Annotated in this window: 20 protein-coding genes and 5 pseudogenes; 13 read left to right on the forward strand and 12 right to left on the reverse strand. The window is 68.4% G+C overall.

What is annotated here, in order from left to right; all coding sequences use genetic code 11:
* Positions 1 to 39: 39 nt before the first annotated feature.
* Positions 40 to 201, forward strand: a pseudogene (locus OG776_RS42365) (transposase); the annotation flags it as partial.
* Positions 150 to 1,100: pseudogene (locus OG776_RS05315) on the forward strand (IS256 family transposase); the annotation flags it as partial. The pseudogenes OG776_RS42365 and OG776_RS05315, both read left to right, overlap by 52 nt.
* A 117-nt stretch (positions 1,101 to 1,217) precedes the next feature.
* On the opposite strand, the pseudogene OG776_RS05320 reads toward OG776_RS05315, so the two are convergent.
* A pseudogene (locus OG776_RS05320) lies at positions 1,218 to 2,773 on the reverse strand (ISL3 family transposase).
* A 162-nt stretch (positions 2,774 to 2,935) separates the two neighbouring features.
* On the opposite strand from OG776_RS05320, the gene OG776_RS42370 reads away from it, so the two are divergent.
* A complete protein-coding gene (locus tag OG776_RS42370; protein ID WP_358751414.1) occupies positions 2,936 to 3,181 on the forward strand; it encodes a DUF6332 family protein in 246 nt (81 codons plus the stop codon).
* A 51-nt stretch (positions 3,182 to 3,232) separates the two neighbouring features.
* Here OG776_RS42370 and OG776_RS05325 read toward each other — a convergent pair.
* Together OG776_RS05325 and uvrA are read right to left on the reverse strand one after the other, a co-directional pair.
* Positions 3,233 to 4,143: pseudogene (locus OG776_RS05325) on the reverse strand (IS5 family transposase).
* Between the two features lie 276 nt (positions 4,144 to 4,419).
* A complete protein-coding gene (gene uvrA, locus OG776_RS05330) occupies positions 4,420 to 6,888 on the reverse strand; it encodes an excinuclease ABC subunit UvrA (protein ID WP_329319221.1) in 2,469 nt (822 codons plus the stop codon).
* Positions 6,889 to 7,163: 275 nt separating this feature from the next.
* Between uvrA and OG776_RS05335 the strand changes: the two genes are divergently transcribed.
* From OG776_RS05335 to OG776_RS05345, 3 genes are all read left to right on the forward strand, one after another.
* Entirely contained in the window at positions 7,164 to 8,285 is a 1,122-nt protein-coding gene (locus OG776_RS05335) for a hypothetical protein (RefSeq protein WP_187285847.1), read from the forward strand.
* Between the two features lie 289 nt (positions 8,286 to 8,574).
* On the forward strand, positions 8,575 to 9,750 hold the full coding sequence (locus OG776_RS05340; RefSeq protein WP_148012071.1) for a glutathione-independent formaldehyde dehydrogenase: 1,176 nt from the start codon (positions 8,575 to 8,577) through the stop codon (positions 9,748 to 9,750).
* Positions 9,751 to 10,061: 311 nt separating this feature from the next.
* The gene (locus OG776_RS05345) at positions 10,062 to 12,233 is read left to right on the forward strand and encodes an FUSC family protein (RefSeq protein WP_329319224.1); all 2,172 of its coding nucleotides are present in this window, start codon (positions 10,062 to 10,064) and stop codon (positions 12,231 to 12,233) included.
* Positions 12,234 to 12,313: 80 nt separating this feature from the next.
* On the opposite strand, the gene OG776_RS05350 is transcribed toward OG776_RS05345, so the two are convergent.
* The 4 genes and pseudogenes from OG776_RS05350 to OG776_RS05365 all read right to left on the reverse strand — a co-directional run.
* On the reverse strand, positions 12,314 to 14,128 hold the full coding sequence (locus OG776_RS05350; protein ID WP_329319226.1) for an FAD-dependent oxidoreductase: 1,815 nt from the start codon (positions 14,126 to 14,128) through the stop codon (positions 12,314 to 12,316).
* On the reverse strand, positions 14,128 to 14,391 hold the full coding sequence (locus OG776_RS05355) for a UBP-type zinc finger domain-containing protein (RefSeq protein ID WP_148012074.1): 264 nt from the start codon (positions 14,389 to 14,391) through the stop codon (positions 14,128 to 14,130). Before OG776_RS05355 ends, OG776_RS05350 begins: the two co-directional genes overlap by 1 nt.
* A 5-nt stretch (positions 14,392 to 14,396) precedes the next feature.
* Entirely contained in the window at positions 14,397 to 14,843 is a 447-nt protein-coding gene (trxA, locus tag OG776_RS05360; RefSeq protein WP_148012075.1) for a thioredoxin, read from the reverse strand.
* Positions 14,840 to 15,718, reverse strand: a pseudogene (locus OG776_RS05365) (AAA family ATPase); the annotation flags it as partial. The pseudogene OG776_RS05365 and the gene trxA, both read right to left, overlap by 4 nt.
* A gap of 111 nt (positions 15,719 to 15,829) precedes the next feature.
* On the opposite strand from OG776_RS05365, the gene OG776_RS05370 reads away from it, so the two are divergent.
* The 5 genes from OG776_RS05370 (at position 15,830) to OG776_RS05390 (ending at position 19,418) form a co-directional block, all read left to right on the forward strand.
* Positions 15,830 to 16,675: an aldo/keto reductase gene (locus OG776_RS05370; protein ID WP_148012076.1), complete on the forward strand. Its 846-nt coding sequence runs from the start codon at positions 15,830 to 15,832 to the stop codon at positions 16,673 to 16,675.
* Positions 16,676 to 17,366: 691 nt separating this feature from the next.
* On the forward strand, positions 17,367 to 17,717 hold the full coding sequence (locus OG776_RS05375) for a DUF1931 family protein (protein ID WP_148012077.1): 351 nt from the start codon (positions 17,367 to 17,369) through the stop codon (positions 17,715 to 17,717).
* Positions 17,718 to 17,873: 156 nt separating this feature from the next.
* On the forward strand, positions 17,874 to 18,437 hold the full coding sequence (locus OG776_RS05380) for a type 1 glutamine amidotransferase domain-containing protein (protein ID WP_148012078.1): 564 nt from the start codon (positions 17,874 to 17,876) through the stop codon (positions 18,435 to 18,437).
* Positions 18,438 to 18,639: 202 nt separating this feature from the next.
* Positions 18,640 to 18,978, forward strand: a complete 339-nt coding sequence (locus tag OG776_RS05385; protein ID WP_329319230.1) for an alpha/beta fold hydrolase — start codon at positions 18,640 to 18,642, stop codon at positions 18,976 to 18,978.
* A gap of 290 nt (positions 18,979 to 19,268) precedes the next feature.
* On the forward strand, positions 19,269 to 19,418 hold the full coding sequence (locus OG776_RS05390; protein WP_329323660.1) for a hypothetical protein: 150 nt from the start codon (positions 19,269 to 19,271) through the stop codon (positions 19,416 to 19,418).
* A gap of 395 nt (positions 19,419 to 19,813) precedes the next feature.
* Here OG776_RS05390 and OG776_RS05395 read toward each other — a convergent pair whose 3' ends face one another.
* The 5 genes from OG776_RS05395 to OG776_RS05415 all read right to left on the reverse strand — a co-directional run bounded on the left by OG776_RS05395 (position 19,814) and on the right by OG776_RS05415 (position 25,057).
* Entirely contained in the window at positions 19,814 to 20,653 is an 840-nt protein-coding gene (locus OG776_RS05395) for an MBL fold metallo-hydrolase (RefSeq protein ID WP_329319233.1), read from the reverse strand.
* Positions 20,650 to 21,999 carry an MFS transporter gene (locus OG776_RS05400; protein WP_329326371.1) on the reverse strand — a complete coding sequence of 450 codons (1,350 nt, stop codon included), beginning with the start codon at positions 21,997 to 21,999 and terminating at the stop codon, positions 20,650 to 20,652. Before OG776_RS05400 ends, OG776_RS05395 begins: the two co-directional genes overlap by 4 nt.
* A gap of 103 nt (positions 22,000 to 22,102) precedes the next feature.
* Positions 22,103 to 23,227, reverse strand: a complete 1,125-nt coding sequence (locus tag OG776_RS05405) for a zinc-binding dehydrogenase (RefSeq protein ID WP_329319237.1) — start codon at positions 23,225 to 23,227, stop codon at positions 22,103 to 22,105.
* Positions 23,227 to 24,096 carry an NAD(P)-dependent oxidoreductase gene (locus tag OG776_RS05410; protein ID WP_329319239.1) on the reverse strand — a complete coding sequence of 290 codons (870 nt, stop codon included), beginning with the start codon at positions 24,094 to 24,096 and terminating at the stop codon, positions 23,227 to 23,229. Before OG776_RS05410 ends, OG776_RS05405 begins: the two co-directional genes overlap by 1 nt.
* A gap of 37 nt (positions 24,097 to 24,133) precedes the next feature.
* On the reverse strand, positions 24,134 to 25,057 hold the full coding sequence (locus OG776_RS05415; RefSeq protein ID WP_148012083.1) for an SDR family NAD(P)-dependent oxidoreductase: 924 nt from the start codon (positions 25,055 to 25,057) through the stop codon (positions 24,134 to 24,136).
* Positions 25,058 to 25,196: 139 nt separating this feature from the next.
* Here OG776_RS05415 and OG776_RS05420 point away from each other — a divergent pair, with 139 nt between their 5' ends.
* Both OG776_RS05420 and OG776_RS05425 read left to right on the forward strand, forming a co-directional pair.
* Positions 25,197 to 26,096: a helix-turn-helix transcriptional regulator gene (locus tag OG776_RS05420; RefSeq protein ID WP_329319241.1), complete on the forward strand. Its 900-nt coding sequence runs from the start codon at positions 25,197 to 25,199 to the stop codon at positions 26,094 to 26,096.
* Between the two features lie 153 nt (positions 26,097 to 26,249).
* Entirely contained in the window at positions 26,250 to 26,444 is a 195-nt protein-coding gene (locus OG776_RS05425) for a hypothetical protein (protein ID WP_222723842.1), read from the forward strand.
* Positions 26,445 to 26,463 lie beyond the last annotated feature (19 nt).

The following is a 26,463-nucleotide window of genomic DNA, read 5'->3' on the forward strand; positions in this document are numbered from 1 at the left end:
CTGCTGCAGCAGCTGACGAAGCGGCTGCTGGAGTCCGCCCTGGAGAGCGAGATCACCGACCACCTCGGTTATGACAAGCACGATCCGGCCGGGAAGAACGGCGGCAACTCCCGCAACGGGGCCCGCGCGAAGACCGTGCTGACCGACGTTGGTCCAGTGGAGATATCCGTGCCCCGCGACCGCGACGGCAGCTTCGAGACGAAGCTCGTCAAGAAGCGGCAGAAGCGCCTGCCCGGCGTGGACGAGATGGTCATCTCCCTGTCCGCGAAGGACTGACGACTGGTGAGGTCCAGGCCTACCTCGCGGAGGTCTACGGTGCCGACGTCTCGCGCCAGACGATCTCCACGATCACCGACAAGGTCCTCGACGGCATGGCCGAATGGCAGAACCGGCCGCTGGACGCCGTCTATCCAGTGGTCTTCAGAGACGCGATCCACGTGAAGATCCGCGACGGCGCCGTCGCCAACCGGCCCGTCTACGTGGCACTGGCCGTCACCGTTGAGGGCCGGCGCGAGATCCTCGGTTTGTGGGCCGACGACGGCGGTGAGGGCGCCAGGCACCGGCTGCACATCCTCACCGAGATCAAGAACCGCGGCGTGAGCGACGTGCTGATCCTGGTCTGCGACGGCCTGAAGGGCCTGCCCGACGCGGTCGAGTCCGTCTGGCCGAGGACGGTCGTGTAGACCTGCCCGGTCCACCTGCTGCGGAACTCTTTCCGCTATGCCGCCCGCCAGGACTGGGACAAGATCGCCAAGGTTCTCAAGCCCGTCTACACCGCTGCGACCGAGGATGCCGCCCTGGAACGGCTCGCCGAGTTCGCCGACGCCTGGGGCAGGAAGTATCCGGCGATCGTGAAGCTGCGGGAGAACGCCTGGGAGGAGTTCACCCCGTTCCTGCGGTTCGACACCGAGATCCGCCGGATCGTCTGCACCACCAATGCGATCGCGTCCGTGAACGCGCGAATCCGACGGGCGGTCAAGTCCCGCGGGAACTCCCCCAAAGAGCAGGCCCGCACTGAAGCGCGTCTATATGGCGATCACGTCACTCGACCCCACCGGCCGAGGTCAGGCCCGCTGGACCCTGCGCTGGAAGCGCCCTGAACGCCTTCGACACCACCTTCGACGGACGACTCTCCGCAGCCCACCAATAATCCTGAACACCCTGGTTACACTGTTCGATTGGCCCTGTCTCGCCTTCGGTGGTGACGGAGCGTGCTGTTATCCGAGGAGGATGCGGTGCCGGAGCAGGGTGAAGCCTGCTCGTCCGTGCATCTGGCGCGCGATCCGTTTGGTCTTGGTGTTGACGCCCTCGGTGGGGCCGTTGCTGTACGGAAGCGTGAGCCCGGCGATCACGGCGTCGATGTCCCGGTCCAGGCCCCGGGTGAAGGCGTGTAGGTGGGGGAGGTCGGCTGTTCGGACTTGGGCGATCCAGTGCGTGAGCGCATGGGCGTTGTGGGTGTGTGGGGTAAGGAGCGGGGCGAACTCTCCGATGTCTGAGGCCAGTTGGGTCATCTCGGGGCAGGCGGCGGTGAGCTTGGCCAGGAGTTTGTGCTGCTCGGGCTTGAGGTTGTCGGGTCTGGTCAGCAGCATCCGGGCGAGCCGGCGTGGCGAGATATGGCTGCGGTCGGCGCCCGTGCGGCCTTGGTTGATGTACTTGTGCAGAAGGTTCAGGCAGCCCGTGAAGCCGAGGGTCTTGATCTCTTCGAAGAGGTGCTGGACGGGGACGCCGGGCTCTTCACTTCCGCGTTTGCGCAGGTGCTCGCGGTAGGGATCGACCAGGCTGGCACGGTACTTGGGGACGCGGAGCATGCGCTCGGGCCGGTCTGCTCGGGCGTAGCGTTTGACGGTGTTCAGGGCCAGTTGGAGGCGGCGGGCGCATTCGAGCAGGCCCACGCCCTTCCCGAGCGGGCCATGGACTTGGTGCCAGCGTTCGAGGGTGGTCTGGGCGCGGGGCCCGTCGTAGATCGGCGCGTCCAGTACGGTAGCCCAGCAGGTGCTGTGTGCCTTCACCTCGCTCAGGGCGGCTTCGCACAGGTTCTTCCATAAGTGCCAGCGGTCACCGACTTGCACCGCGTCAGGCAGAGCGCGGCGGATGGCCTCGGCGTAGGTGGTTGAGCCGTCGCGGCACACGACCTCGATGCCCGGATGCTCGCGCAGCCAGGCTTCCAGCGTGTCGGCCGTGCGGTCGGGCAGTACGTCGATCCGTTCATGGGTTTCGGCGTCGATCACCACGGTGGCATAGCGGTCGCGCCGGCGCAGGGCGAAGTCGTCGACGCCGATCACGCGGGGCACCCGCCCGGTGGGCAACGGGATGCGCAGCAGGGTGCGCAGGGCCGTGTGACGGGACAGGACCACCGCGAGTATCGCCAGCAAACGTGATCCCGCCCGGCCCGCTAACTCTTTGACCATGGCCTTGACCTGCCTGGTCAGACGAGCGGTGCGTCGCTGGTATCGCTCCAGCACCCCGGGCACCTGTTCGCGGAAGGTGTGGCGGCAGCCTCGCGTGGGGCACACCAGACGCCGCACCCGCACACGGACCACCACCCGTCGTCCGTCGACCGGAACGTCGGCCACCGTCCGCCAGTGATAGCCGTGCACCCGTCCCGACGAGTGCCGTGCACCCGTCCCGACGAGGCCCCGCACACCGGGCAGACCGCGGTGTCCAGCAGCGTCCGGGCCCGCACCACGATCCGCTCACCCTCGTCGGCAACGTCCTCGATGACCAGCGGGGACAGACCCGAAAACACCGTCGGCACAAGCTCGTTGACACTCATCACATGAAGGTCAACGACCCTGACAACTCTCCGTCAGCACCGAATGTGAGACAGGGCCGTTCGATTGATAGACCCCCCAGTAGTACCTTCTGACGTTTTAACGGGGTATGGGTTTCGCCGACGACGCGACTGAGTGCCTTTCTGCCCGGGTATAGAGCGCACATGGGGGAACCTCGGACGCAGGAGCAGAGGGATGCCGCGACCGTCGAGGCCATGTTCGCCCTTATCTGTGCGTTGTGCATGGCCGGGACCGTCTTCGCGGTGGTGACGTGTCCTGCTCTGATCTTCAGCATGGTGCATGGAGAGGCCCGGCGTGTACTGATCGTCTGCGGGAAGGGCGCCGGGCTGGCAGTATTTCTTGCCTGGCTTGCGATCGGAACACGGCGACGCTGGAGCCGCCGCTCCTGATTCTTCGTCCGGCCGGTCCTATCTCACTCCGCATCCCGTGGAGGGCGCTGATCATGGCCGGCAGGCGTGCGAGACATCGTGCGCCGCTTGGACGTATGCGCGCTTGTCGTACCGGGTGGACACGGCTCGGTAGTTCTTGACCTTGTTGATCGCCCGTTCCACGGTGTTGCGCTTCTTGTACCGCTCCTTGTCGAAGCCGGGTGGGCGACCTCCTGCCCGGCCCCGGCGTACGCGGTTCACGGCCTGGTCGCTTTTCTCGGGGATGACGTGGCGGATGCCGCGCCGCCCCAGGTAGCGGCAGGTCCGGCGATTGCTGTATGCCTTATCGGCGCTCACGCTGTCTGGCGTGGTGCGCGGGCGGCCTGGCCCGAGTCGAGGCACTCGAATGCGTTCCATGACTGGCCCGAACTGTGTGCAGTCCGCCCGTCAGCAACAGTGAGAGCTCACGGCAACGCCCGTCGGCACTCAGGTGGGTCTTGGTGGTGAAGCCTCCTCGGGAGCGGCCGAGCGTCTCACCTCCTGCACCACCTCCGCCAGGCGGGCGCACACTCTCGCCCACGGTCTTCCGCTCTGGTTTGCCATCGCGGCCGCCCCTTTTGACGCGGCGGGCGGCGGAGCTTTCCGCGCGCCGGCCGCATGCTGGTGGGCACGGATCGAGGTGGAATCAACCGAGACGTCCCAGTCGATCTCACCGGCGGCATCGGCCTGGGCTTGCACCTCTGCTGGAGTAGCGGTCCCCAGGTTCCGCCGGCTGACCAGCGTCGGTGGCGCTCGTAGACGGTCTTCCATGGCCCGTAGCGTTCAGGCAGGTCACGCCACTGCACACCGGTCCGCACCCGGTGCAGGATGCCGTTGATCACCTGACGGTGATCGCGCCACCGCCCGCAGCGATTGTTGTCCGGGGGCAGGAGCGGCTCCAGACGTCGCCACTCCGCCTCGGTCAGATCCCCCCGACCAGTCACGCAAGAGCCGACGAACCAGTGAGTGACATGGGTACGGTCAGCATCTGCGATGCCACCACGCTAGCCCCGGGTCTTTCGTCGGCTCGTGATGCGTTCGCCCGAGGAGCACCGCGTCCAGACGCTCGACCTGCTCCCGGAGTTCGCCGGCGGCCCTTGGCGGAAGCATGCACAGAGCGTCTTGCAGCTTGTCCCGGGCCCAACCCTCGCCGCAGCAGGGGCAGGTGACGACCCTGCGCCCCGAACGCGGCTGACTGGGGGCAGCCCCTCGCGCCGTCGTCAGGAGCGCGCGAGCCGGGCTGCGAGATAGGGCGCGGTGGCGCTGCGGCGGGCCCTCGCCACCTTGGCCGGCGGGCCCGCCGCGACCACCCGCCCGCCCGCGTCGCCACCGCCGGGCCCGAGGTCGATGACCCAGTCGGCGGTGGCGATCGTGTCCAGGTCGTGCTCGACGAGGACGACCGTGTTGCCTGCGTCGACGAGCCGGTGCAGCTGTCGCAGGAGCAGCGCGATGTCCGAGGGGTGCAGCCCCGCCGTCGGCTCGTCGAGCAGGTAGAGCGCGTGCCCGCGGCGGGCACGCTGGAGTTCGGTCGCCAGTTTGATGCGTTGCGCCTCACCGCCGCTGAGTTCCGTCGCGGGCTGACCCAGCCGCAGGTATCCCAGTCCCACCTCGCGCAGCGTCTCCAGACTGCGGGAGGCGGCCGGGACGGTGGACAGGAACGTGGCGGCGGCGTCGACGGACAGCTCCAGCACGTCCGCGATGTTCTTGCCGCGGTAGGTGACTTCCAGCGTTTCGGCGTTGTACCGGGCGCCCTGGCAGGTCGGGCACGGCGCGTAGGTGCCGGGCAGGAACAGCAGTTCGACCGCGACGAATCCTTCGCCCTGGCAGGTCTCGCACCGCCCTTCGGGCACGTTGAAGGAGAACCGCCCGGCCGAGTAGCCGCGCGCCCTGGCCTCGTCCGTCGCCGCGTACAGCTTGCGCACCGCGTCGAACATCCCCGTGTACGTGGCCAGGTTGGACCGGGGAGTCCGGCCGATGGGCCGCTGGTCGACCAGGACCAGCCGGTCGAACGACTCGACCCCCGACGCGTCCTGGACGTCGACCTCCAACTGTGCCTCGTCGGGCTCCTCGGGTGCGAGTCCGAGGTGGCCGCGGACGACCTCGGCGAGCACCTGCGTCACCAGCGTCGACTTCCCGGAACCGGACACGCCCGTCACCGCCGTCAGTACACAGAGCGGTACGTCGACGGACACGTCGTGCAGATTGTGCCGGGAAACACCGCTCAGGTGCAGCCATCCGTGCGGCGTGCGCGGGCGGTGATCGAGCGGCTGGGCACGCCCGAACAGATACTGGCTCGTAGCCGACTCCCCGACCCGCTCAAGACCGGCGACCGGGCCGCTGTACAGCACACGCCCGCCGCCCTCACCCGCACCGGGGCCGATGTCGACCACCCAGTCCGCCCGCCGTACGACGTCCATGTCGTGCTCCACGACGAACAGTGAGTTGCCCGCCGCCTTGAGGCGGTCCAGCACGTCCAGCAGCGGTTCCGCGTCAGCCGGGTGCAGGCCCGCAGAGGGTTCGTCGAGGACGTAGACGACGCCGAACAGCCCCGAGCGCAGCTGTGTGGCGATCCGCAGGCGCTGCGCCTCACCGGGCGACAGGGTCGTCGAGCGGCGCCCGAGGCTGAGATAGCCGAGGCCCAGGTCGAGCAGTACGTCGACCCGCGCGACCAGATCGCCGCAGATCCGGACCGCGACCTCGGTCGTCTCCCCGGATCGGGCGGTCGACGTGGTGGCGTCGGCCTCGGACCGCCCTGCGACGGGCCGCAGCAGCGCCACGACCTCGGTGAGCGGCATCGCGTTGATCTCGGCGATGGAACGTCCCGTGAAGGTCACGGCGAGCGCCTCAGGCCGCAGTCCGCTGCCGTGGCACTCGGGGCAGGGCACACTCCTGACGAACCGGAGCGCCCGTTCGCGCATCTTCTCGCTCTTGGAATCGGCGAGGACGTGCATGACGTGCTTGCGGGCGCTCCAGAACTTTCCCTGGTAGCCGTAGTCGACGCGGTCCTCCTCCGGCTCGATGTACACGGAGGGCTGCTCGTCCGTGTACAGCAGCCAGTCCCTGTCCTTCTTTCTGAGCCTGCGCCACGGCCGGTCGATGTCGATCCCCAGGCCGCTCACGACACTGCGCAGGTTGGCGCCCTGCCATGCGCCCGGCCAGGCGGCGATCGCCCCCTCGCGGATGCTCAGCGAGGGGTCCGGGACGAGCAGGTCCTCGGCGACGTCGTGCACGACGCCCAGTCCGTGGCACTCCGGGCAGGCGCCGGCCGCGGTGTTGGGTGAGAACGACTCGGCCTCCAGCCGTACTGCCCGGGGCGGATAGGTGCCGGCGCGGGAGTACAGCATGCGCAGCAGATTGGACAGCGTGGTGATGGTGCCGACCGTCGAGCGCGAGCTGGGCGACCCGCGTCGCTGCTGCAGGGCCACGGCCGGTGGCAGTCCGGTGATTTCCTGCACGTGTGGTGCGCCGACCTGTTGCAACAGCCTTCGGGCGTACGGTGCCACGGACTCGAAGTAGCGCCGCTGGGCCTCCGCGTAGAGCGTGCCGAACGCGAGCGAGGACTTGCCCGAACCGGAGACGCCGGTGAAGGCGACCATCGCGTCCCGCGGAACGTCGACATCGATGTTCCGCAGGTTGTTCTCACTGGCGCCCCGGACATGCACGAAGGGGTCGGTCGCGTCCTTGTCCACCGTTCCTGACTACCCGATCGCGCCGGGAACCGCGCGACAGGCGCCGTCACCGGGCCTCGCTCGTCGCGGTGCCCGGGGTGGCGCGGAGCTGGTGTTCGTGGTGGCGTACACAACCGTGGTCCGGTGGTGGAGCAGGCCCTGCGCGGGGAGGACGAGGAGATCTGGCCGTACCGCCCGCACTGCCGGCTGGGGCCAGCGTGTCGCGCGGCGTGGGCGATACCTCGCGGGCATCCTGTGGGCACGGGCGGTCTGGGGGCAGCCGACGAGAAGGAGCCATGCGGGTGTCGTCTCAGGGCGTAACGGTCGTGGCTCTCCTGGCGGATCCCGACGCGCCCACGGAGATCGCGCAGCGCATGGCCCGGATACTTCCCACTCGGCTCGCCGACAAGTCGGGCCAGAGGCGGAAGTTCCACGTCGAGGTGGTCAGTGAGCCCTTCACCGCAGGGACCGATGACCCGCCCACCCTGATGCGCCGGATCATGGACCGTGGAAGAGCGGAGAATTGGGACATCGTCGTGGCCCTCACCGACCTTCCGCTGCACTCACACGGGCGCAAGCTCGTGGTGGATCTGAGTCACGAGCACGGTTTGGCGCTGCTGTCTCTTCCTCCCCTGGGGGGCTTGCGTCTGCAGACGAGGGCCCGGCGGGCCGTGGAGGAAGCCGTGCTCAGCTTGGCGGGCCTGCGGGCCTTCGGGGCCGAGGGACCTCCGCGGAGTCAGCCGTTCTTGGGGCCTTTCGGCAGTCGTCTCGCGCCTGTTCACCCGGGCCAGGTCGGTGAGGAGGAGACCGCTGACCTTCGGTACGTCGTCAGCGGACCGCGCGGTCACCTGAGGGTGCTCGTCGGCATGGTCCGCGCCAACCGGCCGTGGCGCTTGGTGCCGGGCTTGTCGAAAGCCCTGGCGGCCGCGCTCGCCACGGGAGCAGTCGCCACCGTGAACTCCACCATCTGGAGCCTGGCCGAGACCCTGAGCGCGCCACGCCTCGTGATCGCCACGGTCGGGTCTGTCGCGCTCATGGTCGGCTGGCTGATCATCGACGCGGAGCTCTGGCATCGCTCAGCAGAGGGCTCGCCGGAGGCGAGGCAGCGGGCGAGGCTCTACAACGCCTCGACGGTCGTGACGGTGGGTATCGGGGTGCTCGTCTGCTACGGCGGTCTGATCGTCATCAATTTGGTGTGGGCTCTGTTCATCATCAACGGCCGAGTGTTCGCTTCCGTGACACGAACCCCGCTGCACGCGGCGGAATACTTGACGTTGTCATGGTTCGTGGCTTCGGTCGCCACGGTGGGCGGCGCGCTGGGATCGGGCCTGGAGAGCGACGAGGCGATCCGGGCGGCCGCCTACTCCAAGCGCGAACAGGAACGCCGCCACATGCTCCAGGGCGACCACGATGACTAGCTGGTAAGGTGAGTTGGAGATGCGTCGTTGATTGGTGGTCGTCCGAGCCCGAAGCGTGCGTAGCCGACTCACATCGAGGGCCCACGGGGACTCGGACGGTACGCCACCGGAGCGCCGGGACTCCGCCTGCCGGCGGTGGCACCGCCTTTCCGCCTGAACCGGGTGAATCCCCCAGAGGCATGCCGGAGCCACGGAGCCCGTCGCACCCACTCCCTGGAGTCAGGTCCTTTGCGCCGTCTCCATTCCCCTGCCGTGCTGCGGTCATGCCGCGGCGCCAAAGGAAGCCATCATGAAAGCAGCGGTATACGAAGGCCCGCGAACGGTCACCGTGCAGGACGTACCGGACGCGAAGATCGAACACCCCTGCGACATCATCGTCAAGATCACCACTACCAATATCTGTGGTTCGGACCTGCACATGTACGAGGGCCGCACCTCGTTCGAGACTGGCCGCACCCTGGGACACGAGAACCTGGGGCAGGTCGTGGAGGTCGGCCCGGCCGTCCGCAAGGTCCAGGTCGGCCAGTACGTGGTCCTGCCCTTCAACATCGCCTGCGGCTTCTGCAAGCAGTGCGAGCGGGGTCTCACCAATTACTGTCTGACCATGCAGCCGGAACCGGCCCTCGCCGGAGCCGCCTACGGATTCGCCGACATGGGCCCCTACCAGGGCGGCCAGGCAGAACTGCTGCGCGTGCCCTACGGCGACTTCAACGCGCTGCGTCTGGGCGAGGACGCCGCCGAGCGGCAGACCGACTACGTGATGCTCGCCGACATCTTCCCCACCGGCTATCACGCCACCGAGATGGCCCACGTCAAACCGGGCGACCAGACCATCGTCTACGGGGCCGGTCCCGTCGGGCTCATGGCGGCCTACTCCGCCCTCCTCAAGGGCGCCGGCCGCGTCTGGGTGGCCGACCACCAGCCCGACCGGCTGCGCAAGGCGGAGGAGATCGGGGCCATCCCGATCAACAGCGCCGAGCAGGAGCCCGCGGAGGTCGTCAAGGAGGCCACCCTCGGTCTGGGCGCCGACAACGGCTGCGAGTGCGTCGGCTACCAGGCACACGACCCCGCGGGCCACGAGGACGCCAGTCTCACGCTCAACGGACTGATCGACTCGGTCAGGTTCACGGGCGACATCGGCGTGGTGGGCGTGTTCCTGCCCGAGGACCCCGGCGGCGCGGAGGCCCAGGGACAACTGGAGGCACACGGCAAGGTCCCGATCGACTTCGGCACGATGTGGTTCAAGGGACAGCACATGGGCACCGGGCAGGCACCGGTGAAGAGGTACAACCGGGCGCTGCGGGACCTGATCGCCGGCGAGAAGGCGAAGCCGAGCTTCGTCGTCTCCCACGAACTCAGCCTGGACGAGGCCCCCACCGCCTACGAGCACTTCGACGCCCGGGACGAAGGCTGGACCAAGGTGGTCCTGCATCCCAACGGACACGGCAACGGCCACAAGCCGTAAGAAACCCGAGGCCGCCGTCCCGCCGGTTCACCCGGACCGGTCCGGGGACGGGTGGCCATCTGCCCGTCGTCCGGCCGGGGTTGGGGGCAAACGCCCGCCCTCCGGTCGGACCTGAGCCAACGGCTTGCCCGTCCTCCGGCCAGGAGGACGGACGGCGGACGCTCAGCAGTGTCCGCAGTGGCCGCGCCCCGTCCACCGGCCGCGGCCGTCAGTCTGTCCCGGGGCGTGTGGGAGGCTTCCTTGCCCGACGGCTGCCGCACCTCGACCGGGCCGACGCGACCCGGCAGGGTGTTCCGACCAGGCTCACGCCCGTGACGTGGCCGCGAGCCTTCAGGGAGGTCGTGCGCTCCGGGCTCACGATCGAGGAGACGCGGCTGGAACCCCTGCTCGCGCTGCGCACGGCAGTTGGGGTGGCGATCGTCGTCGGGCCTACTCTGTGGCTGGTCTCCCCCGCGTATGCCGCGTCCGCCGCCCTAGGCGCCTTCTCCGCGGGCGGGGCCACCTTCCAGCGCACCTGGCGTCCGCGCAAGGTGATCGCGCTCGCCGCGGGCGCGGGTCTGGCGATCAGCACCTTCGTGGGCTACCTGGCGGCGGGGCGACTCGTGACGTTCCTCCCACTGCTCGCCGTATGGGCCTTTGCCGCGGGGATGGCGTGGGCCCTCGGATCGACCGCCGGCATCGTCGCAGCAACGACGGTCGGCAGCATGCTGGTGACCATCACCCTTCCCACGAGCGTCGAGCGAGCCCTGGAACACGCAGGGGTCATCGCACTCGGGGGCGTGGCGCAGGCCGTGCTGATCTTGCTGTTCCCGATCCGCCGTTGGGGGGCGCATCGTGACGCGCTGGCCGACGCCCTGGCCGCCGTGGCGGACTACGCCCGCCGGTTGCGGCACGACCCGACCGCCCCGTTTGACCCGGAGCCGTTGATGACGGCCCGGGACGCGGCCTCCGTGACGCCGTCACAGGCCCGCACCCGGCCCCCCGTCCTCCACGGCCCCCGGGGGCTCGCCGAGCGTATTCGGCCGGTTGTCGCCGCGCTCGCCGACCCGTACGTCGGCGCCCCGGAGGAAGGCCCCGGGCGGGACCGCGCGCGGGAGTTGCTCGACGCGGCCGCCGGTGTCCTGGATGCGGCGGCACGTTCGATCCGCCGCGGCACCCCGGCCGAGGTGCCGCCCGGGAGTACGGACGTCCTGCGCGTCGACGAGGAGCACGAGGTGCTGGAGGAGCCCGCGCGGCAAGCCGCCGAGCGGCTCGTGGAACTGCTCGGCGAAGCGTTGGAGATCGCCGGGAGCGGCGGCGCGCGCGGGAAGGCGCCCACGCCGCCCGGCCCCGCGGACGCCCAGTTCCTGGTGCGCCCGACAATGTTCCGGCTGGTCCCGGTCGTCGTCCGGGCGGTCCGCCTTGAGCTCCGCCGGGACTCGCCCGTGTTCCGGCACGCCGTCCGTCTGGCGGCAGTGGCCACGCTCGGCTATGTCATCGCCGCCCAGCTACCCCTGGGCCACGGCTACTGGGCGCCCATCGCCTCCGTGATGGTGATGCGGCCGGACTTCCACCGGACGTACGCGCGTGCGGTGGCCCGTCTCGCCGGGACCCTGGCGGGGGTAGCGCTGGCCACCGGGATGGTGCGGGCCCTGGGCCCGGACGCCCATGTGTCCGGCGCGCTGGCGGTGGTCTCGGCAGGTCTGTCGTACACGCTGATCCGTACCGGCTACGCCTACTCCCAGTGCTTCACTGCCGCGTACGTCGTCTTCCTGCTCGGCATGGGCGGCCAGGCATGGGAGCAGACGGTCCCGGAGCGGGTGGTGCTCACCGTGCTCGGCGGGGCCCTGGCCATGCTGGCGTACGTGGTGTTCCCCGCATGGGAGACGCCCCGGCTGCCGGGCCGGCTCGCGGACTGGCTCGCGGCGAACGGCCGCTATGCGGCCGCGGTGCTCCGCAGCCATGCCGAACCGACCCGGGAGCATCACGCCGACCTGCGCAGCGCACTGCTGGCGAGCAGGGAGGCACGTGCAGCCTGGCAGGAGGCATACGACCGGGCAAGACAGGAACCGGTCCGCCCCAGGGGCCTGACGTCGCGCGAGGCGCAGGAGGCACAGGAGGCGCTCAAGAAGTTCGGCCGGGCGGCGATGCTCATGGAGAGCTTCCCCCGGGCGGACAGCCGTTTCGTCCCCGAGGCGGAGCGCTTCGCCGATGCCCTGGAGGCCGACACCGAGCAGGCGGCAGTCGACGTGCGCGAGCGCAGAAATCCGGACTGGGGGCGCGTGGAGGAGGCGCTCCACGCGTGGGAGGGCGCCGCCGCCGGGGACCGGAGCCCGGTGGTGCGCGGGGCGGAACTGCAGAAGCGGGCCTTGGAGGACCTCGCCACAGCCGTGAGCTGCACACCCCTGGAACGGGACGTCGGCTGCGCTCGCGAGGAGCAGCGGGTGCGGGCGGCCGTTGCGGCGGAAGGTGACGGGTCAGGAACCGCGCCCCGGGGTGAGTGACGGCGCCGGCGACGGGGAGCGCCGCGCTTCCTTGAGCGGGAAGTACCAGGGGTTCCCCGGCCCGCAGCGCCCGCCATTCGTCATGCGAGCCATGCGGACTCCTTGTGGCGCAGGTGTGGGGAGACGTCCGAGCTGCCCGCGGCGGCGGACGTGCCCGTGGTCCCGGCTGCGGCCGAGTGTTCCAGGTGCCGGTGCACGAAGTGGATGGCCATCGCGCCCTCACCGGCCGCCGAGGCCACCCGCTTCACCGAGCCGCTGCGGACGTCTCCTACCGCGAAGACCCCGGGCAGGCTGGTCTCCAGGGGCATGCACGAGCGCCCGCGGCTGTGCCACACCTCGAGGTGGGCGCCGGCTTCCCGGGCCTCCGGGCCAGTGAGGACGAAGCCGCGGGAGTCGAGGGCGGTGATGCCGGCCAGCCACTCGGTGTGGGGGTCGGCGCCGGTGAAGACGAACAGGCCCCTTACTGCGAGTCGGTGGTGTCCGCCCGTGCGGTTGTCGACCAGGTCCAGTTCCTCCAGCGCCTCCTGGCCGATGACCTCGGCGACCTCGGTGTGCAGCATGACCTCCACCCGCGGATGGCGCTCGACCTGGTCGATCAGGTAGCGGGACATGCTGGCCTCAAGGCTGGGGCCTCGGACCAGCAGGTGCACCTTCGGCGCGTACCCGGCGAGGAACAGCACAGCCTGGCCCGCGGAGTTGCCTCCGCCGACGACGGCCACCGGGTCGGTGCGGCACTGCTTGGCCTCGTAGAAGGTCGCCGAGTAGTGGACGCTCGTTCCCTCCAGACGTTCGATACCGGGCACCTGGAGCCGGCGGTAGCGGGCCCCCGTGGCCAGGACGACGGCGCGGGCGGCGATCTCGCTGCCATCGGCGAATGCCACCACGTAGTGGTCCTCGTCCTTGGGGTGAAGACCGGTCGCCTCCACCGGAATGCTGATCCCGGCGCCGAATTTGCCGGCCTGGAGCACGGCGCGTTCGGTCAGTTCGGCGCCGGAGATGCCGGCGGGGAAGCCGAGCAGATTCTCGATGCGGGACGACGTGCCGGCCTGGCCGCCGGTGGCCATCGCCTCCACCACGGTGGTGCTCAGGCCCTCGGAGGCGGCGTACACCGCGGCAGCCAGGCCGGCGGGTCCGGAGCCGACGATGAGGACGTCGCCGTGACGGTGTCCGGCGGGCAGTGACGGCAGGCCGATGAGCCGGGCCAGTTCCGCGTTGCCGGGGTTGCGCAACAGGGTGGTGTCCCGCCAGATGACGAGCGGTGTCTCCTCCGGGCCGACGCCGAAGCGGCGCAGCAACTCCTCGGCCTCCTCGTCGGTCTCCAGGTCGATCCATCGGTGCGGCAGCCGGTTGCGGATGGCGAACTCGCGCAGTCGCCGGGTGTCGGGTGAGTAGCGCGAGCCGATGATGCGGAAGCCGGCGCCCTGTCCGACGAGCAGCGCGCGACGGCCCAGACAGGCGCGCAGCACGACGTCCCCGATGGAGGAGTCCTGGGCCACGAGGTGCCGCAATTGGTCCAGGGAGACGACGAGGACCTCGCCCGGCTCCCTGGCGACAGCGGTGTAGAAGGCCACCTGGCCGTGCAGCAGCCCGAGTTCGCCGATGAAACGACCGGGGCCGTGCACGCGCAGCAGGCGCTCTTCCGGAGTGCCGTGGTCCTCGACGACGGCGACGGTACCGCTGAGGACGACAAAGAACGTCTCGCAGCGCTCCCCCTCCCGGAGCAGCACGTCGTTCGGAGCCATGCTCCGTCGTTGCCCATGCTCCGCCAGACGTGCTATCTGGTCCTCCGTAAGGCGCGGATACGCGCCGCAGGCGTCCGGGGTCTCCCGGAAGACGGCCTGGGACGCTTCCTCCCGCACCGGTTCTCCGGCCGGCAGCGACTGGTCGCCGGACATCAGACGAACGCCTCGTGAACGTAGCACCAGCGCCATTCCTCGCCGGGCTGGAACGACTGCACGATCGGATGGCCGTCGGCAGCGGCGTGTATGCGCGCGTGCTTGTTCGGCGAGGAGTCACAACAGCCGACGTGCCCGCAGGTCAGGCAGAGCCTCAGGTGGACCCACGGGGAGCCGAGCAGAAGGCACTCCTGACACCCTTCTGGGGTCAGCGGCTGGACCGGTCGGACAAGTGCGAGGTGGGGGTCAGCGTGCAGGGTCATCCGGATCACCCTTCCCGGGCGGGGATCGACTGTTCCACCCACGGGCGCAGCGCGGGGGCGGGCGCGGCCCCCGTCTGCCGGGCGACCGTCTCGCCCTGGTCGAGGACGAGCAGTGTCGGTACGGCCTGGACCTTGAAACGCTGCGACAGCCGAGGGTTCTTGTCGATGTCGACCTTGACGAGTTTGATGCGGCCGGCGAGGTCGGTGGCGACCTTCTCCAGCGCCGGGCTGACCATGCGGCAGGGGCCGCACCAGGTGGCCCACAGGTCGACCACGACGGGGACGTCGGCCCGCTCGGCGACCTCGGTGAAGTCGTCGTCGCCCGCGTCCACCATCCACGGTAGGGGTTGCTCGCAGTGGCCGCACTTGGGGCGGCCCTCCGCGGCCACGGGCACTCGATTGGTGCCCCCGCAGTTGGGACAATTAACGGTCGTCGCCTGCATCATGCTCATGCCACCCGCGCTCCCTTCACGTCCTCGGACTGGTCGTAGGTGACCACCAGCTCCCCGTGTTCGGCGTCGACGCGGACCGTCGCGCCGTCCTGGACGTCGCCACGCAGCAGGGCGCGGCCGACCAGTGTCTCGACCTCGTGGGAGATGTAGCGGCGCAGTGGCCGGGCCCCGTACACCGGGTCGTAGCCCTGGTGAGCGATCGCTTCCCGGGCCGCGTCGGTGAGTTCGACGGCGATGCGGCGTTCGGCGAGCCGCTGCCGCAGTTCGTCGAACTGCAGCTCGACGATCCGCTCGATCTGCCGCTCACCGAGCGGCTTGAACAGCACGATGTCGTCGACGCGGTTGAGGAACTCCGGGCGGAAGTGCCCGCGCAGTTCGCCCATCACCAGGGCTCGGGCGTCGGGCTTGATCTCACCCTCGGCGGTGGCGCCGTCGAGGAGGTGTTCGGAGCCGATGTTGGACGTCATGATGATCACGGTGTTGCGGAAGTCGACGGTCCGGCCCTGCGCATCGGTGATGCGGCCGTCATCGAGGATCCGCAGCAGGGTGTTGAAGACATCGGGGTGCGCCTTCTCGATCTCATCGAACAGCACGACCGAGTACGGCTTGCGGCGTACGGCCTCGGTGAGCTGGCCGCCTTCCTCGTAGCCCACGTATCCGGGCGGTGCGCCCATGAGCCGGCTGACGGTGTGTCGCTCCTGGTACCCACTCATGTCGAGGCGGACCATGTTCTCCTCGGTGTCGAACAGGGTCCGGGCGAGGGTCTTGGCCAGCTCGGTCTTCCCGACGCCGGTGGGCCCGAGGAAGATGAACGAGCCGTCGCGTTGCGCGACCGCGCACCTGCTCCCGGCACGCTCTCGGCGCAGTCCGCTCGCCCCTCCTGACCTCCCTGCGGCGCACGCGGCACCGGTTGTCTGGGAGGCGCGGACCCGGGTACTCGCCTCGGGCGCGCGTGACTCGGATCCGCGGCAGACGGGAGGCCCGAGATGTCTGCGGAATCGGCCAGAATGATCGCGCTCCCCTCCGGCGAGGAGATCGCGGCGCTCGGGCAGGGCACCTGGTACCTGGGCGAGGAACCGGCCCGGCGTGAACAGGAGATCGCCGCGCTGCGGCTGGGCGTGGACCTGGGCATGACCGTCGTGGACACGGCGGAGATGTACGGCGACGGCGCAGCCGAGGAACTCGTCGGGGAGGCCCTCAGGGGACACCGGGAGGATGTCTTCCTCGTCAGCAAGGTGCTGCCCGGCCACGCCGACCGGAAGGGTACCGTCGCGGCCTGCGAGGGCAGCCTGCGGCGGCTCCGTACGGAACGGCTGGACCTCTACCTGCTTCACTGGCGGGGACGGTGGCCACTCGAGGAGACCCTTGCGGGATTCACCGACCTGATGGAGGCGGAGAAGATCCGTTACTGGGGCGTGAGCAATCTGGACGTCGCCGACATGGTCGAGCTGACCGCCCTTCCCGGCGGCGACGCGGGGGCAGTCGACCAGGTGCTGTACAACCTCTCCCGGCGCGGCGTCGAGTGGAATCTGCTTCCCTGGTGCCGCGAGGCTGGGGTGACGGTCATGGCCTACTCCCCGATCGAGCAGGGGCGGCTGCTGAACGTCGAGGCTCTGAGTGCTGTGGCCCGGGCCCTCGGAGCCACACCGGCCCAGGTGGCACTCGCCTGGGTGCTGGCACAGGGGGCGGCCGCGATCCCGCGTTCCGGATCACCCGACCACGTTCGGGAGAACCGCGGTGCGGTGGACCTCCACCTTCCCACCGACGCGCTCGACGCCCTCAACGAGGCGTTCCCGCCGCCCAGCGGGCCCACGCCCCTGGAGATGCTCTGAAGAAGTTGACAGGATGTCGCGCCCCCGCACGCTCCCGCCGGCTCTCGTCCGCAACACCGCCGCCTCTTGCTGACCGGCCGCGACGCACCGTGACCGGTCCTCGTGTGCCATGCATAACCAGGGCCTCGCGCACGGTCGTCACGCCTTCGTTCCGGCCGTCCTGGAGTTTTCGGCCCCAAGAGGCCGGCGTCATACCTTGTCTGCTCATGCAAGGGGTGGCTCACCGAGCTTCGCGTAGATCGCCTCACCGGACATACGCCAATGGCCTGGCGGCAAGAGGGGCAGCTCAGTCGCCGGTGCCTCGGGAGACACCTCGCAGTCCGGAAAGGAACGGCTGCCGCTGCCTACTCTTCAGAGCGACCCCCTGCGCCGAGCCCAGCCCTGTTCCCGTCTCGGCTGGGTGCCCCCCTACAGACCCGCTCCCCGGAGCTGGTCGTGTCGTCCGGTCAGCAATTCTCGTCCGAGGCATCGCAACGCCGTGCAGCCTCCTGCGGAGGGACGGACAGACGCATGGCCGGCCGACGAGTGCCGCGCACTTCATGCTGCTCTGCCGGAGGAAGAGGGGGCGCCCCTTTTCGGCCTGGGGTGCCGAGGCACTCAGCAGGGGGCTCTGCGATTCTCGACCGGGTAACCGCCGATGGCGGCGCGGGCAGGAGAGACGCCGTCCGTTCCGGTGAGGAGGCGAGAAGGCATGACCGTGACGGGTGTGTCGAAATTCGAGAGGTTCTTCCGCGCCGCCGCAAGCCTCGACGTGGACAGGAACGACCTGAAGCGGTACGGCGACTTCGTCGACGCCAAGCTCTACGACCTCCTGGTCGCCGGCCAGGCGTCGGCCAAGGCCAACGGCAGGGATACCGTCGAACCGTGGGATCTACCGATCACCAAGGGCCTGCAGGAGAGCATCCACCGGTTCCGGCGGCTCGACGAGGAGGTCGAACTGAAGCCGATCCTGGAACAGCTCGCCGGGCATCCTCCCCTCGACAGAACACCCACCGAGGAGACCGAAGAGCGTTACCCCGAGATCATCGGCGGTCTCACGTGACCGCGGTGTTCGACCGGCTGCTGTAGCAGTCGCGATCCGGAGCGTGTCGCCGGACTGCACCGCGATGCCGGACGGGGGCGGAAGGTGGGGACTTCGCCCTGCCGGGTGTCCCTACCGGCAACGTCACAATCAGCGACTCGTGAAGGGAACTTTGCCATGACACAGGAACTCCGGGGGATGCGGGTGGGGATTCTGGCCACCGACGGCGTCGAGCGCGTGGAACTCGACCAACCGCGCGGTGCGCTGCAGGGCGCAGGCGCGAAGACGGAGATCGTCTCGCTCCACCCCGGCGAGATCCAGGCCCGCCAGTTCGACCTCAACGCGGCCGGAACCTTCCCCGTGGACCGCCTGGTCGCCGACGCCTCCGTCGACGACTACCACGCCCTTCTCCTGCCCGGCGGCACCATGAACCCCGACCAACTGCGCATGGACCGCGACGCGGTGCAGTTCGTCAAGGACTTCATGGCCAGCGGGAAACCGGTCGCATCGATCTGCCACGGCCCGTGGACCCTGGTGGAAGCCGACGCCGTGCGCGGCCGCCGTCTGACGTCCTGGCCCAGCATCCGCACCGACCTGCGCAACGCCGGCGCGGAGGTCGTCGACCAGGAGGTGGTCGACGACGGACAGTTGGTCACCAGCCGCAGCCCGGCCGACCTGCCCGCCTTCTGCGCCGCCATCGTGGAACAGTTCGCCCGGGCGCACCACTCCATGCCCAGCTGACCCAGCCCTGATCGACGGCGTCCCGCCGGTCGCTGGGAAGCCCGGTCGGCCCCGCCGCCGGCCCGACGCCTGCTCGGCGACAAGGGATATGACAGCAACCCCAATCGGCGCGAGCTGCCCAGGCGTCGCATCCTGCCAGTGATCTCCCTCAAGGCTGCCTCGAACATCAAGGGCCTGGGCAAGCCCGGCCCCTCGTCGCGCGTTGACTCCTTCACGGCTTCCCCACGTCATCCCACATGTCCGCAAACTCATTCCGGAGCTGGCTGACCGCTGCCACGTCATAGCATCCGGCCATATCGGCTACGGGTTCTCCGATGGACCACCCGTGAATGAATACGAGTACTCGTTCGAGAACCTCACCGCTGCCACCCTCGTGCTACTCGACAAACTCGGGATCAGGTCATTCGCTGTTTACATTCACGACTACGGAGCGCCAATAGGATTGCGCACAGCCAGCCGCCACCCGGGCCGCGTTACCGCATTGCTTGTACAGTCGGACAACGCCTACATGGAGGGTTTCGCCCCATTATGGGATATATGATTCGCTCACGCCGAGGACCGGGCTGCGGCTGCAAGGAAGAAGCGCGCCCACCTGACACCAGAGAAGACACACTGACCGTACACACATGGCGTCCGAGCCGATCGACTCGACCGTGTCGATCCGAGCACATGGACGCGTGACCAGACCCTGACGGATAGACCGGGCAGCAAGGAAGTGCAATTGCAGCCCTTCCGGACTACCAGTTCAACCTGCCCGCCCACCCTGAATTCCAGGAGTAATTCCGCCAGCGTCAGCCGCCGACACTGATCACCTGGGGCGAGAACGACGAGATCTTCGGCGCAGAAGACGCACACGCCTACGCCCGGGATCTGCCCGAGGCAGAAATACACCTCCTCGACGGAGGCCACTTCACCCTGGAAACACACGGACCCGAGATCACGGACTACATCCGCGGCTTTCTCGGTCGTGTACAGGCTTGATCAACGCCAGCCCGCCTACGTGACGATGCCTCGGCTGAATCGGCCTCGACTGCGCTGTAGCTGCGGCCGCAGACCCAGCGCAAGGCCCGAAGCTGCCCGCTTCGCACTTGCTCCCAGCCGGTGGCTGCGGGCCGCGCCGCACCTGACACCCGGAGCCTCGCTGCACTGGACGACGACCGCGGGCTGGTTCTGCGGCTCATCCGCTGGCGCCTCCCGTAGCCGCGAACAACCGACTGCGCCATCGTGATCCGCCCCTGTCCGCTGGACGCCCCTTCGGCGTGGCCATCTGCAGCAATCCTCGGCCGGGACGTCGTTCAGGCGATGAAGGGCGGCCCTACGATGAGCCGGAAAGACGACGTGGTCGGATGGGCCAGCACTTGGAGCCGGGCAACGAGTCATGCGTCAGGGAAGACAGTTCCGGTGAAGTGCGGACCGATGGCATACGTGCCCGGCTTGGCGAGCTCGGCGACCAGGGCGTGGCGTGATGCGATGGCAGTCTGGGGATCGAGGTCTCCGGTCCAACACATCTCCGGATGCGCCATCTCGGCTGTTGTGTGCATGGCGTCGCCGATGACGACGGCGCGCTCGCCGTTGCCACCGTCCAGGATGAAGCTCGTGTGTCCTGGTGTGTGGCCGGGGGTGAGTAGGGCGGTGATGCCCGGCAGGGGGCTGTCGCCGTTTCGAAGATCGCGCCTGCGTGAGCCTATGACGGCGTACTGCTGCCTTGTGGGCGCCGTCAGGCGAGAGGCGTTCTCTGTTCGTCCCCAGAAAGCAAACTCGTTTTCCCCCAGAAGGTATTCGGCGTTCGGGAAGGTCGCCTGCGTCTGTGCGTCGCCAGGGGTGATCCATCCGACGTGATCGGCGTGCAAGTGCGAGAGGAGAACAGCATCGATGTCGCTGGGGACCATGCCGACTGTGGCGAGGCTTTCCAGCAGTTGCCCACCGGTCATGGCACCGGCAGGGGTCGAGGGGTCGGGCGAGGGTGTGGCGATCGTCCGCGGACCGATACCTGCGTCGATGAGGACTCGGAAGTCCGGGCTCTCCACAAAAAGGGCACCGACACTCAGCAGCAGTTGACCGCGGTCGTCGAGCAAATCCAGCTCGGGTGCCTGGGCAAGGTGTGCGTGCTGAGGGTAGGCGTGGCCGGGATGAGCGTGGATGACGCCGTCGGGAAGGTAGCCGATGGTCAGGGATCCCAACCGCTTCAGTTCGGCGGCCGCGGGCTGTGCAGTCATGCTGAGTTCTGCCCTTCGGAGTTGGAGGCGGAGCGCAGGCTTCCGGTGGCCGCGCTGGTGAGGGCGACGACTCCCCAGATGGCGACGCCGGTCAGCGCGGCGACGACGTAGCCGCTGCTGGTGGGATAGGGCGAGCGGGCGGGTGTGTGAGCAGTCAGGATGATCGAGGTCAGAACGCTGCCGATGCTGTAGCCGACGTAGCGGAAGATCTGGTTGAAGCCGAGTGTGCTTCCACGCTGGTCGCTGTTGACGCTGTCGACGATCAGGCTCGGCACGGTGGAAAAAACCATGCCGATGCCGGTGCCTGCCAGCAGCATGGATGCGACGAGTCCGGGGATGCTGTGACTCCACAGCGTGAACAGTCCCATGGCGAGCATCATGACGAACCCGGCCGCCGGCAGCCGGAAGCGCCGAGGCAGGAAGCCGCTCGCCCGGCGGCTGAACCACGGGGCGGTGAAACTGCCGATGGACTGCGGCACCATCATGAGGCCGGCCACTGTCGCCGTCTTGCCGAGGCCACCGCTGCTTGCTGGAGCCTGTACGAGGCGAGTGCTCAGAGACAGCAGCAGGTACATGCCGATGCCGCCGAGAAGAACGGTGGCGTGAGCAGTGAGTACAGGCGGCAGGCGCAGCTGTTTGAGATCGACGAGTGGGTGCGTGGTGCGGGACTCGAGCCAGATCCAGAACGCTCCGATGATCAGCGCGAAGGCGGTGAGGGTTATGGTGCGCTGCGTGGTCCACCCCCAGGTTGCACCCTGTGATGTTGCGACGAGGAGGGCGGTGATGGAGAGGGCGAACAGGAGGGCGCCGGGCAGGTCGATGCGCTTCCGAGGTCGGCTGCGGGTGGAGGGTACTGCTATCCAGGCGGCGGCCAGGGCGATCAGAGCAGCCGCTGCACCGAACCAGTAGGCCCCCGAGATGCCGGCGAGTTGCGCGAGTGCGCCGGTGAGCGGGTAGCCGAGCCCGACGCCGGCGGCATTGACGATGGACAGCGTGGCAACGGTCCGGGTGCGACGTTCCCCGCTGAAGACGTCGCCGGCTACCGCAATGGTCACGGGCGCCAGGCCCAGGCCGACGCCTTGGAGGGCTCGTCCCAGCAAGAGAGCTGGGAAACTGGTGGTGCCCAGCGCTGCGATGACGGAACCTGCGGCGACGAGAGCCAGTGCCGTCAGTACCGCAGGGCGTCGGTGGCGGCCGTCGCCGAGCGCACCCATGAGGGGTGTCGCTACTACCGCGACGAGCACGGTGATCGTGAGTGTCCACTGCGCGGAGGCAAGGGAGACGGAGGTGGAGGTGGCGATCGCCGGGATGAGGGGGGCGCCGAGGCTGCTGACGACGGCGCCCACGAGGGTGATGGTCAAAAGACCGGCAGTCTGGCGGGCCCCGCCCAGGGCGGGGCCCGGCACCGTGCGCGGTCGTGTCACGGTGTCGATGAGAATCCTCCGAAGGTCAGTCCTGGGTGAAATCGATGACAGGCTTGATCTCGTTCCAGGAACGCATCTGCTCGAACGCTTCGTTGATCTCGTCAAGCTCGTAGTGACGGGAAATCAAGTCGTCCCAGGTGAACCGGTCGGCGTAAGCGCGCAGGAACTCAAGCGCCTTCCAGTAGTGGTCGACTCCCGCTGAGCGGGAGCCGATGAACATGACCTGCTTGTGCATGATCACGCTTGGGTTGAACGGCACCGTGCGCTCATGGGCCTGGCCGACGATGAGGTAGCGCCCGCCGGGGCGCAGGATGTCGACGCCCTCGGAGAAGGCTGCCGGTATCCCGGACATCTCCAGTACGACTTCCGCCCCGTGGCCGCGTGTCAACTCCCGCACCAGTGAGAGGCGTTCTAGGTTTGTAGTGACATCGTTTATGTCGATGCACAGGTCTGCACCCCAGCGCTTGGCCACTTCCAGCCTGTCCGCGGGGCCGCCGATCACTATGACGCGGCCGGCCCCCTCGGCTACGGCCTTGGCAACCGCGAACAGGCCGACGGGGCCAGCTCCCTGGACTACTACCGTGTCGGTGGCAGCGATCCTGCCCAGTCGCTCGAAGCCGTGCATGACGGTGCGCAGCGAACACGCTGCGGCCGAAGCCAGGGCGTCCGGTACGTCCTCGGGGACGCGGACACGGCCTGCCGTGGGATAGACGTAGCCGTACTCGGAGAAGCCTCCGTGCAGGAACGGGTAGGAGTTCGCGCTCTCCGTCATGTAGCGGCGCCTGTTCTCACACAGGCTGGGTTCCTGGTTGATGACGCAGGCCTGGCAGCGGCCACACATGCCATGGGTCCAGATGATCCTGTCCCCTTCGGCAAGGGGTTGGCCGACGGAGTCGGTGCGTGGACCGTCCCCGAAGGCGACGATCTGCCCGACCATCTCGTGTCCGAGGATCAAGGGCAGGCCTGTTCCGATGATACCGGCGGTGCCCTGTGCGACATGGATGTCCGTGCCGCACAGGGTGGCCGCCGTCATACGCACGAGCAGTGCGGAGGGTTCGATCACGGAAGGTATCTGGGCGTCGATGATTTCCAGCGGCTGGCCAGGCTGAACGAGGGCGGCGGCGCGGCTGGTTGCGGGTATGGCTGACATCAGCGGGCCCTGGATTCGGCGTCGTCGCGGGAGGCGGCGACGAGTTGTGCGGCTGCGACCAGTCCGAGGGCACCGGCGATGCCGCGCTCGAGGAGCTGCTCGGGGTTCCCGCCGCGGGCGCGCACGGCGTCCGCGAAATGATGCATGTCCTTCTGCATGAGGGTGTGGACGTGCTCAGCCAGTTCCGGCGAAATGTCATGGCCTAGGGCACGCAGTGCAGCGCTGCCGCCGCTGCTCGTGCTGATGACGTCGATGAGAGCGGGGACGTCGAGACCGACCTGGTGGGCCAGGCCGAGAACGTCCTCCACGTTCTTCATGTTAGTGATCGTCAGTGCGTTGTTGAACAGCTTGGTGAACTGTCCGGCACCGACGGCTCCCATCAGCTTCACGGTGTCGCTGAACGTCTCGAAGACGGCGCGAGCGGCCTCGAATACGTCCGGGGTGCCGCTGACGAAGGTGGTGAGCGTACGGGTGCGGGCACCAGGGCTGCCGCCGCTGACCGGGGCGTCGAGGTAAACGCCTCCCGCTTCGGCGATGTGCGCTGCGATCCGGGCCGCTTCGACGGGGTCACCGGTGCCGTGATTGACGATGATCGTGCCCGGTGCGATGTTCGCCAGGAGGCCCTGGTTGTCCAGGACGTCCCAGATATCGGTGTCGTCGCGTAGGCACAGTGCGAGGAGTTCCACCGATCCCGCGAGGCTGGCCACGCTCTCGTGGACCTGGTGGGGAACCTTCTCCACCGCGGCGAGCGAGGCGGGGCGGCGGGCCCACACGTGGAGCTGGAAGCCGCGTTCTCCGATCGCTTCCGCCATCGGACCGCCCTGGTCGCCGAGACCGATGAAGCCGACCTTACTGATTTGCTTGTGCATGGGGCTGTCCTTCTTCACAGGGCGGATTAGAGGTCCTTCAGCGCAGAATGCCGGAGGCGACGTTCCACAGGCGCTCGGCGTTGGCCGGGTCGACGGCGTAGGCGGCCACCGCCGTCACGCCGAGCTCGGTGGGCCGGGCATCGACCTGGGGGGCTTCGTTGACGTCTTCGAAGTAGCGGCCGCCGATGCCGTCAACCAGCGGGGAAGCGCCAAGGAACACCGAGGTCGCCGCGCCCTGCTCGATCGTCTTGCGGTACCGCTCGGGGGTCCGCAGGCCACCGGTGTGCTTCTGCAGCCCTGTTGCGATGGCGCCGGGGTTCAGCGCATTGGCCCTGATGCCGTCACCGGCCCAGCGGCGGTCGGCCTCGACGGCGAGCAGCGCCTCCGCCGTCTTGGACTGCCCGTACGCGGTCAGAGCGTCGTAGGGCCGGAAGCGGAAGTCGAGGTCGTCGAAAACGACCGGCGAGAAGAGGTGGCCGCCCGAGGACACGGACACCACACGCGCGCCCTGGGCCTCGGCGAGCGCGGAGTGCAGGCCGAGGGTGAGCGCGAAGTGGCCCAGGTAGTTCGTCGCGAACTGCTGCTCGTGGCCGCGGATGCCGCGCTCGAGCTCGGGCGGCATCATGATGCCGGCGTTGTTGACCAGGATGTGCAGTGCGCCACGCCACGAGGCGGTGAAGGCGTTCACCGAGTCGAGATCCGCCACGTCGAGACGGCCGACCCGGACCGCGTCGTTTCCGGTCTGTGCCCGCAGGTCGGCCGCTACCTGCTCGCCCGCCTCCGGACGCCGCACCGCCAGAGTCACCTCTGCCCCAGCGGCCAGCAGTGCCCGCGCGGTCTCCACCCCGATTCCGGAGGTGGCACCGGTGACGATCACACGCTTGCCGGACAGGTCGACGCCCTTGGTCACATCATTCGCGGTGGAGTTGCGGTCGAAGGGGCTCTGGAAAAGCTGAGACATGAAATTCTCCGATGTCCGTCATACGTCAATGTCGCTCGTGCCTCCACCATGCGGTGGCTGCCACGGACCGACCAGGCTCCCTTGAGACTGGGACTGGCAGGTCCACCCACACCCCCGAGGACGAAGTTAAATTGGACCTATGCCGAACGTTGACGACGCCAATCCCCTGGGGCGGTACTTGCGGACCCGCAGGTCCCTCGTGACGCCCGACGCGGTCGGACTGTCCGACATGGGAAACCGCCGTGTCCCGGGTCTGCGTCGCGAGGAGGTCGCCTTCATCGCGGGGATCAGTTCGGACTATTACGTACGGCTGGAACAGGGCCGGGACCGTCACCCCTCCGAGCAGGTATTGCGCAGCATCGCGCGCGCTCTTCAACTGGATGAGGAAGCCACCCGGTACCTGATCAAAATCGCGAAACCCAAAGCATCCGGGCGTAAGCGGCCCCGTAAGCCCGAAAGGGTCAGTGACGGGATTCACACTCTGATCAACAGCTGGCCTCTGACCGCTGCCTACGTGCACGGCAGGTACATGGACGTGCTCGCGGCCAATAGTCTTGCCATCGCCCTCTCTCCCTATAACGCTCCCGGCCAGAACGGTATTCTCGCCGCCTTCCTCGAACCGGAGATGCGCGAGCTACACAGCGACTGGGATGAGATGACGGCACGTGTCGTGCCCTACCTTCGCTCCATCGTCGGTGCGGATATGGAAGAGTCCCGTCTGGTCGAACTCGTCGGGGAACTTTCCTTGCGCAGCGAACGATTCCGAAAGCTCTGGGCACGCCAGGACGTCACACACAAAACCACCGGAACCAGCCCGTTCAACCACCCGCAAGTAGGTTCCCTCGAATTGCACTACGAAAAACTTCTGATTCCCGGGACCGACATGCAGGCGCTGATCACCTATCACGCGGACCCCGGAAGCGAATCCGAGGAGCGCCTGCGACTGCTCGCCACCATGAATACTTCGTTCAATCCCTCGCGGGGCACGTACGGAAGCCGGGTCGGTCCCGAGTTCACCACTCCCCCTCAGGCGACATAAACCCCGCCGGGCGTTGCCGTCTGCGAAACGAGGGCAAGATTTATCACGACCTCAAACAACTCTCCCACGCCTACGTCAGCATCGGCGTGAAACTTCTAGCCGGCCGGGCGCCCGCTGACCGGATTTTTGAGAACCTCCGGCGCGCGGTACACCTTGCTCGACGGCACGGTCGCCGAATGCGACATGCAGCGTGAGTCCGCCGGTGATCGCCCCGTTGTTTCCGCCGCGATGAACGAAACGGTCGCTATAGAACTCCATGCTGCGCACCGGGAGGAGAACCCCGATTCGGACGAGGAAGCCGTCGTGGTGATCGCGCGCAGTACCCAAGGCTTCGGCGTAGTCGGGTGATGTCCGGTTCGTGGTGATC

It is taken from the genome of Streptomyces sp. NBC_01689 (assembly GCF_036250675.1).
Taxonomy (GTDB): domain Bacteria; phylum Actinomycetota; class Actinomycetes; order Streptomycetales; family Streptomycetaceae; genus Streptomyces.

Coding starts and splice junctions, on each gene's coding strand:
- OG776_RS42370 (WP_358751414.1), top strand. CDS start 2,936: ATGGGGGAACCTCGGACGCAGGAGCAGAGGGATGCCGCGACCGTCGAG.
- OG776_RS05335 (WP_187285847.1), top strand. CDS start 7,164: ATGCGGGTGTCGTCTCAGGGCGTAACGGTCGTGGCTCTCCTGGCGGAT.
- OG776_RS05340 (WP_148012071.1), top strand. CDS start 8,575: ATGAAAGCAGCGGTATACGAAGGCCCGCGAACGGTCACCGTGCAGGAC.
- OG776_RS05350 (WP_329319226.1), bottom strand. CDS start 14,128: ATGTCCGGCGACCAGTCGCTGCCGGCCGGAGAACCGGTGCGGGAGGAA.
- OG776_RS05355 (WP_148012074.1), bottom strand. CDS start 14,391: ATGACCCTGCACGCTGACCCCCACCTCGCACTTGTCCGACCGGTCCAG.
- trxA (WP_148012075.1), bottom strand. CDS start 14,843: ATGAGCATGATGCAGGCGACGACCGTTAATTGTCCCAACTGCGGGGGC.
- OG776_RS05370 (WP_148012076.1), top strand. CDS start 15,830: ATGTCTGCGGAATCGGCCAGAATGATCGCGCTCCCCTCCGGCGAGGAG.
- OG776_RS05375 (WP_148012077.1), top strand. CDS start 17,367: ATGACCGTGACGGGTGTGTCGAAATTCGAGAGGTTCTTCCGCGCCGCC.
- OG776_RS05380 (WP_148012078.1), top strand. CDS start 17,874: ATGACACAGGAACTCCGGGGGATGCGGGTGGGGATTCTGGCCACCGAC.
- OG776_RS05395 (WP_329319233.1), bottom strand. CDS start 20,653: ATGACTGCACAGCCCGCGGCCGCCGAACTGAAGCGGTTGGGATCCCTG.
- OG776_RS05405 (WP_329319237.1), bottom strand. CDS start 23,227: ATGTCAGCCATACCCGCAACCAGCCGCGCCGCCGCCCTCGTTCAGCCT.
- OG776_RS05410 (WP_329319239.1), bottom strand. CDS start 24,096: ATGCACAAGCAAATCAGTAAGGTCGGCTTCATCGGTCTCGGCGACCAG.
- OG776_RS05415 (WP_148012083.1), bottom strand. CDS start 25,057: ATGTCTCAGCTTTTCCAGAGCCCCTTCGACCGCAACTCCACCGCGAAT.
- OG776_RS05420 (WP_329319241.1), top strand. CDS start 25,197: ATGCCGAACGTTGACGACGCCAATCCCCTGGGGCGGTACTTGCGGACC.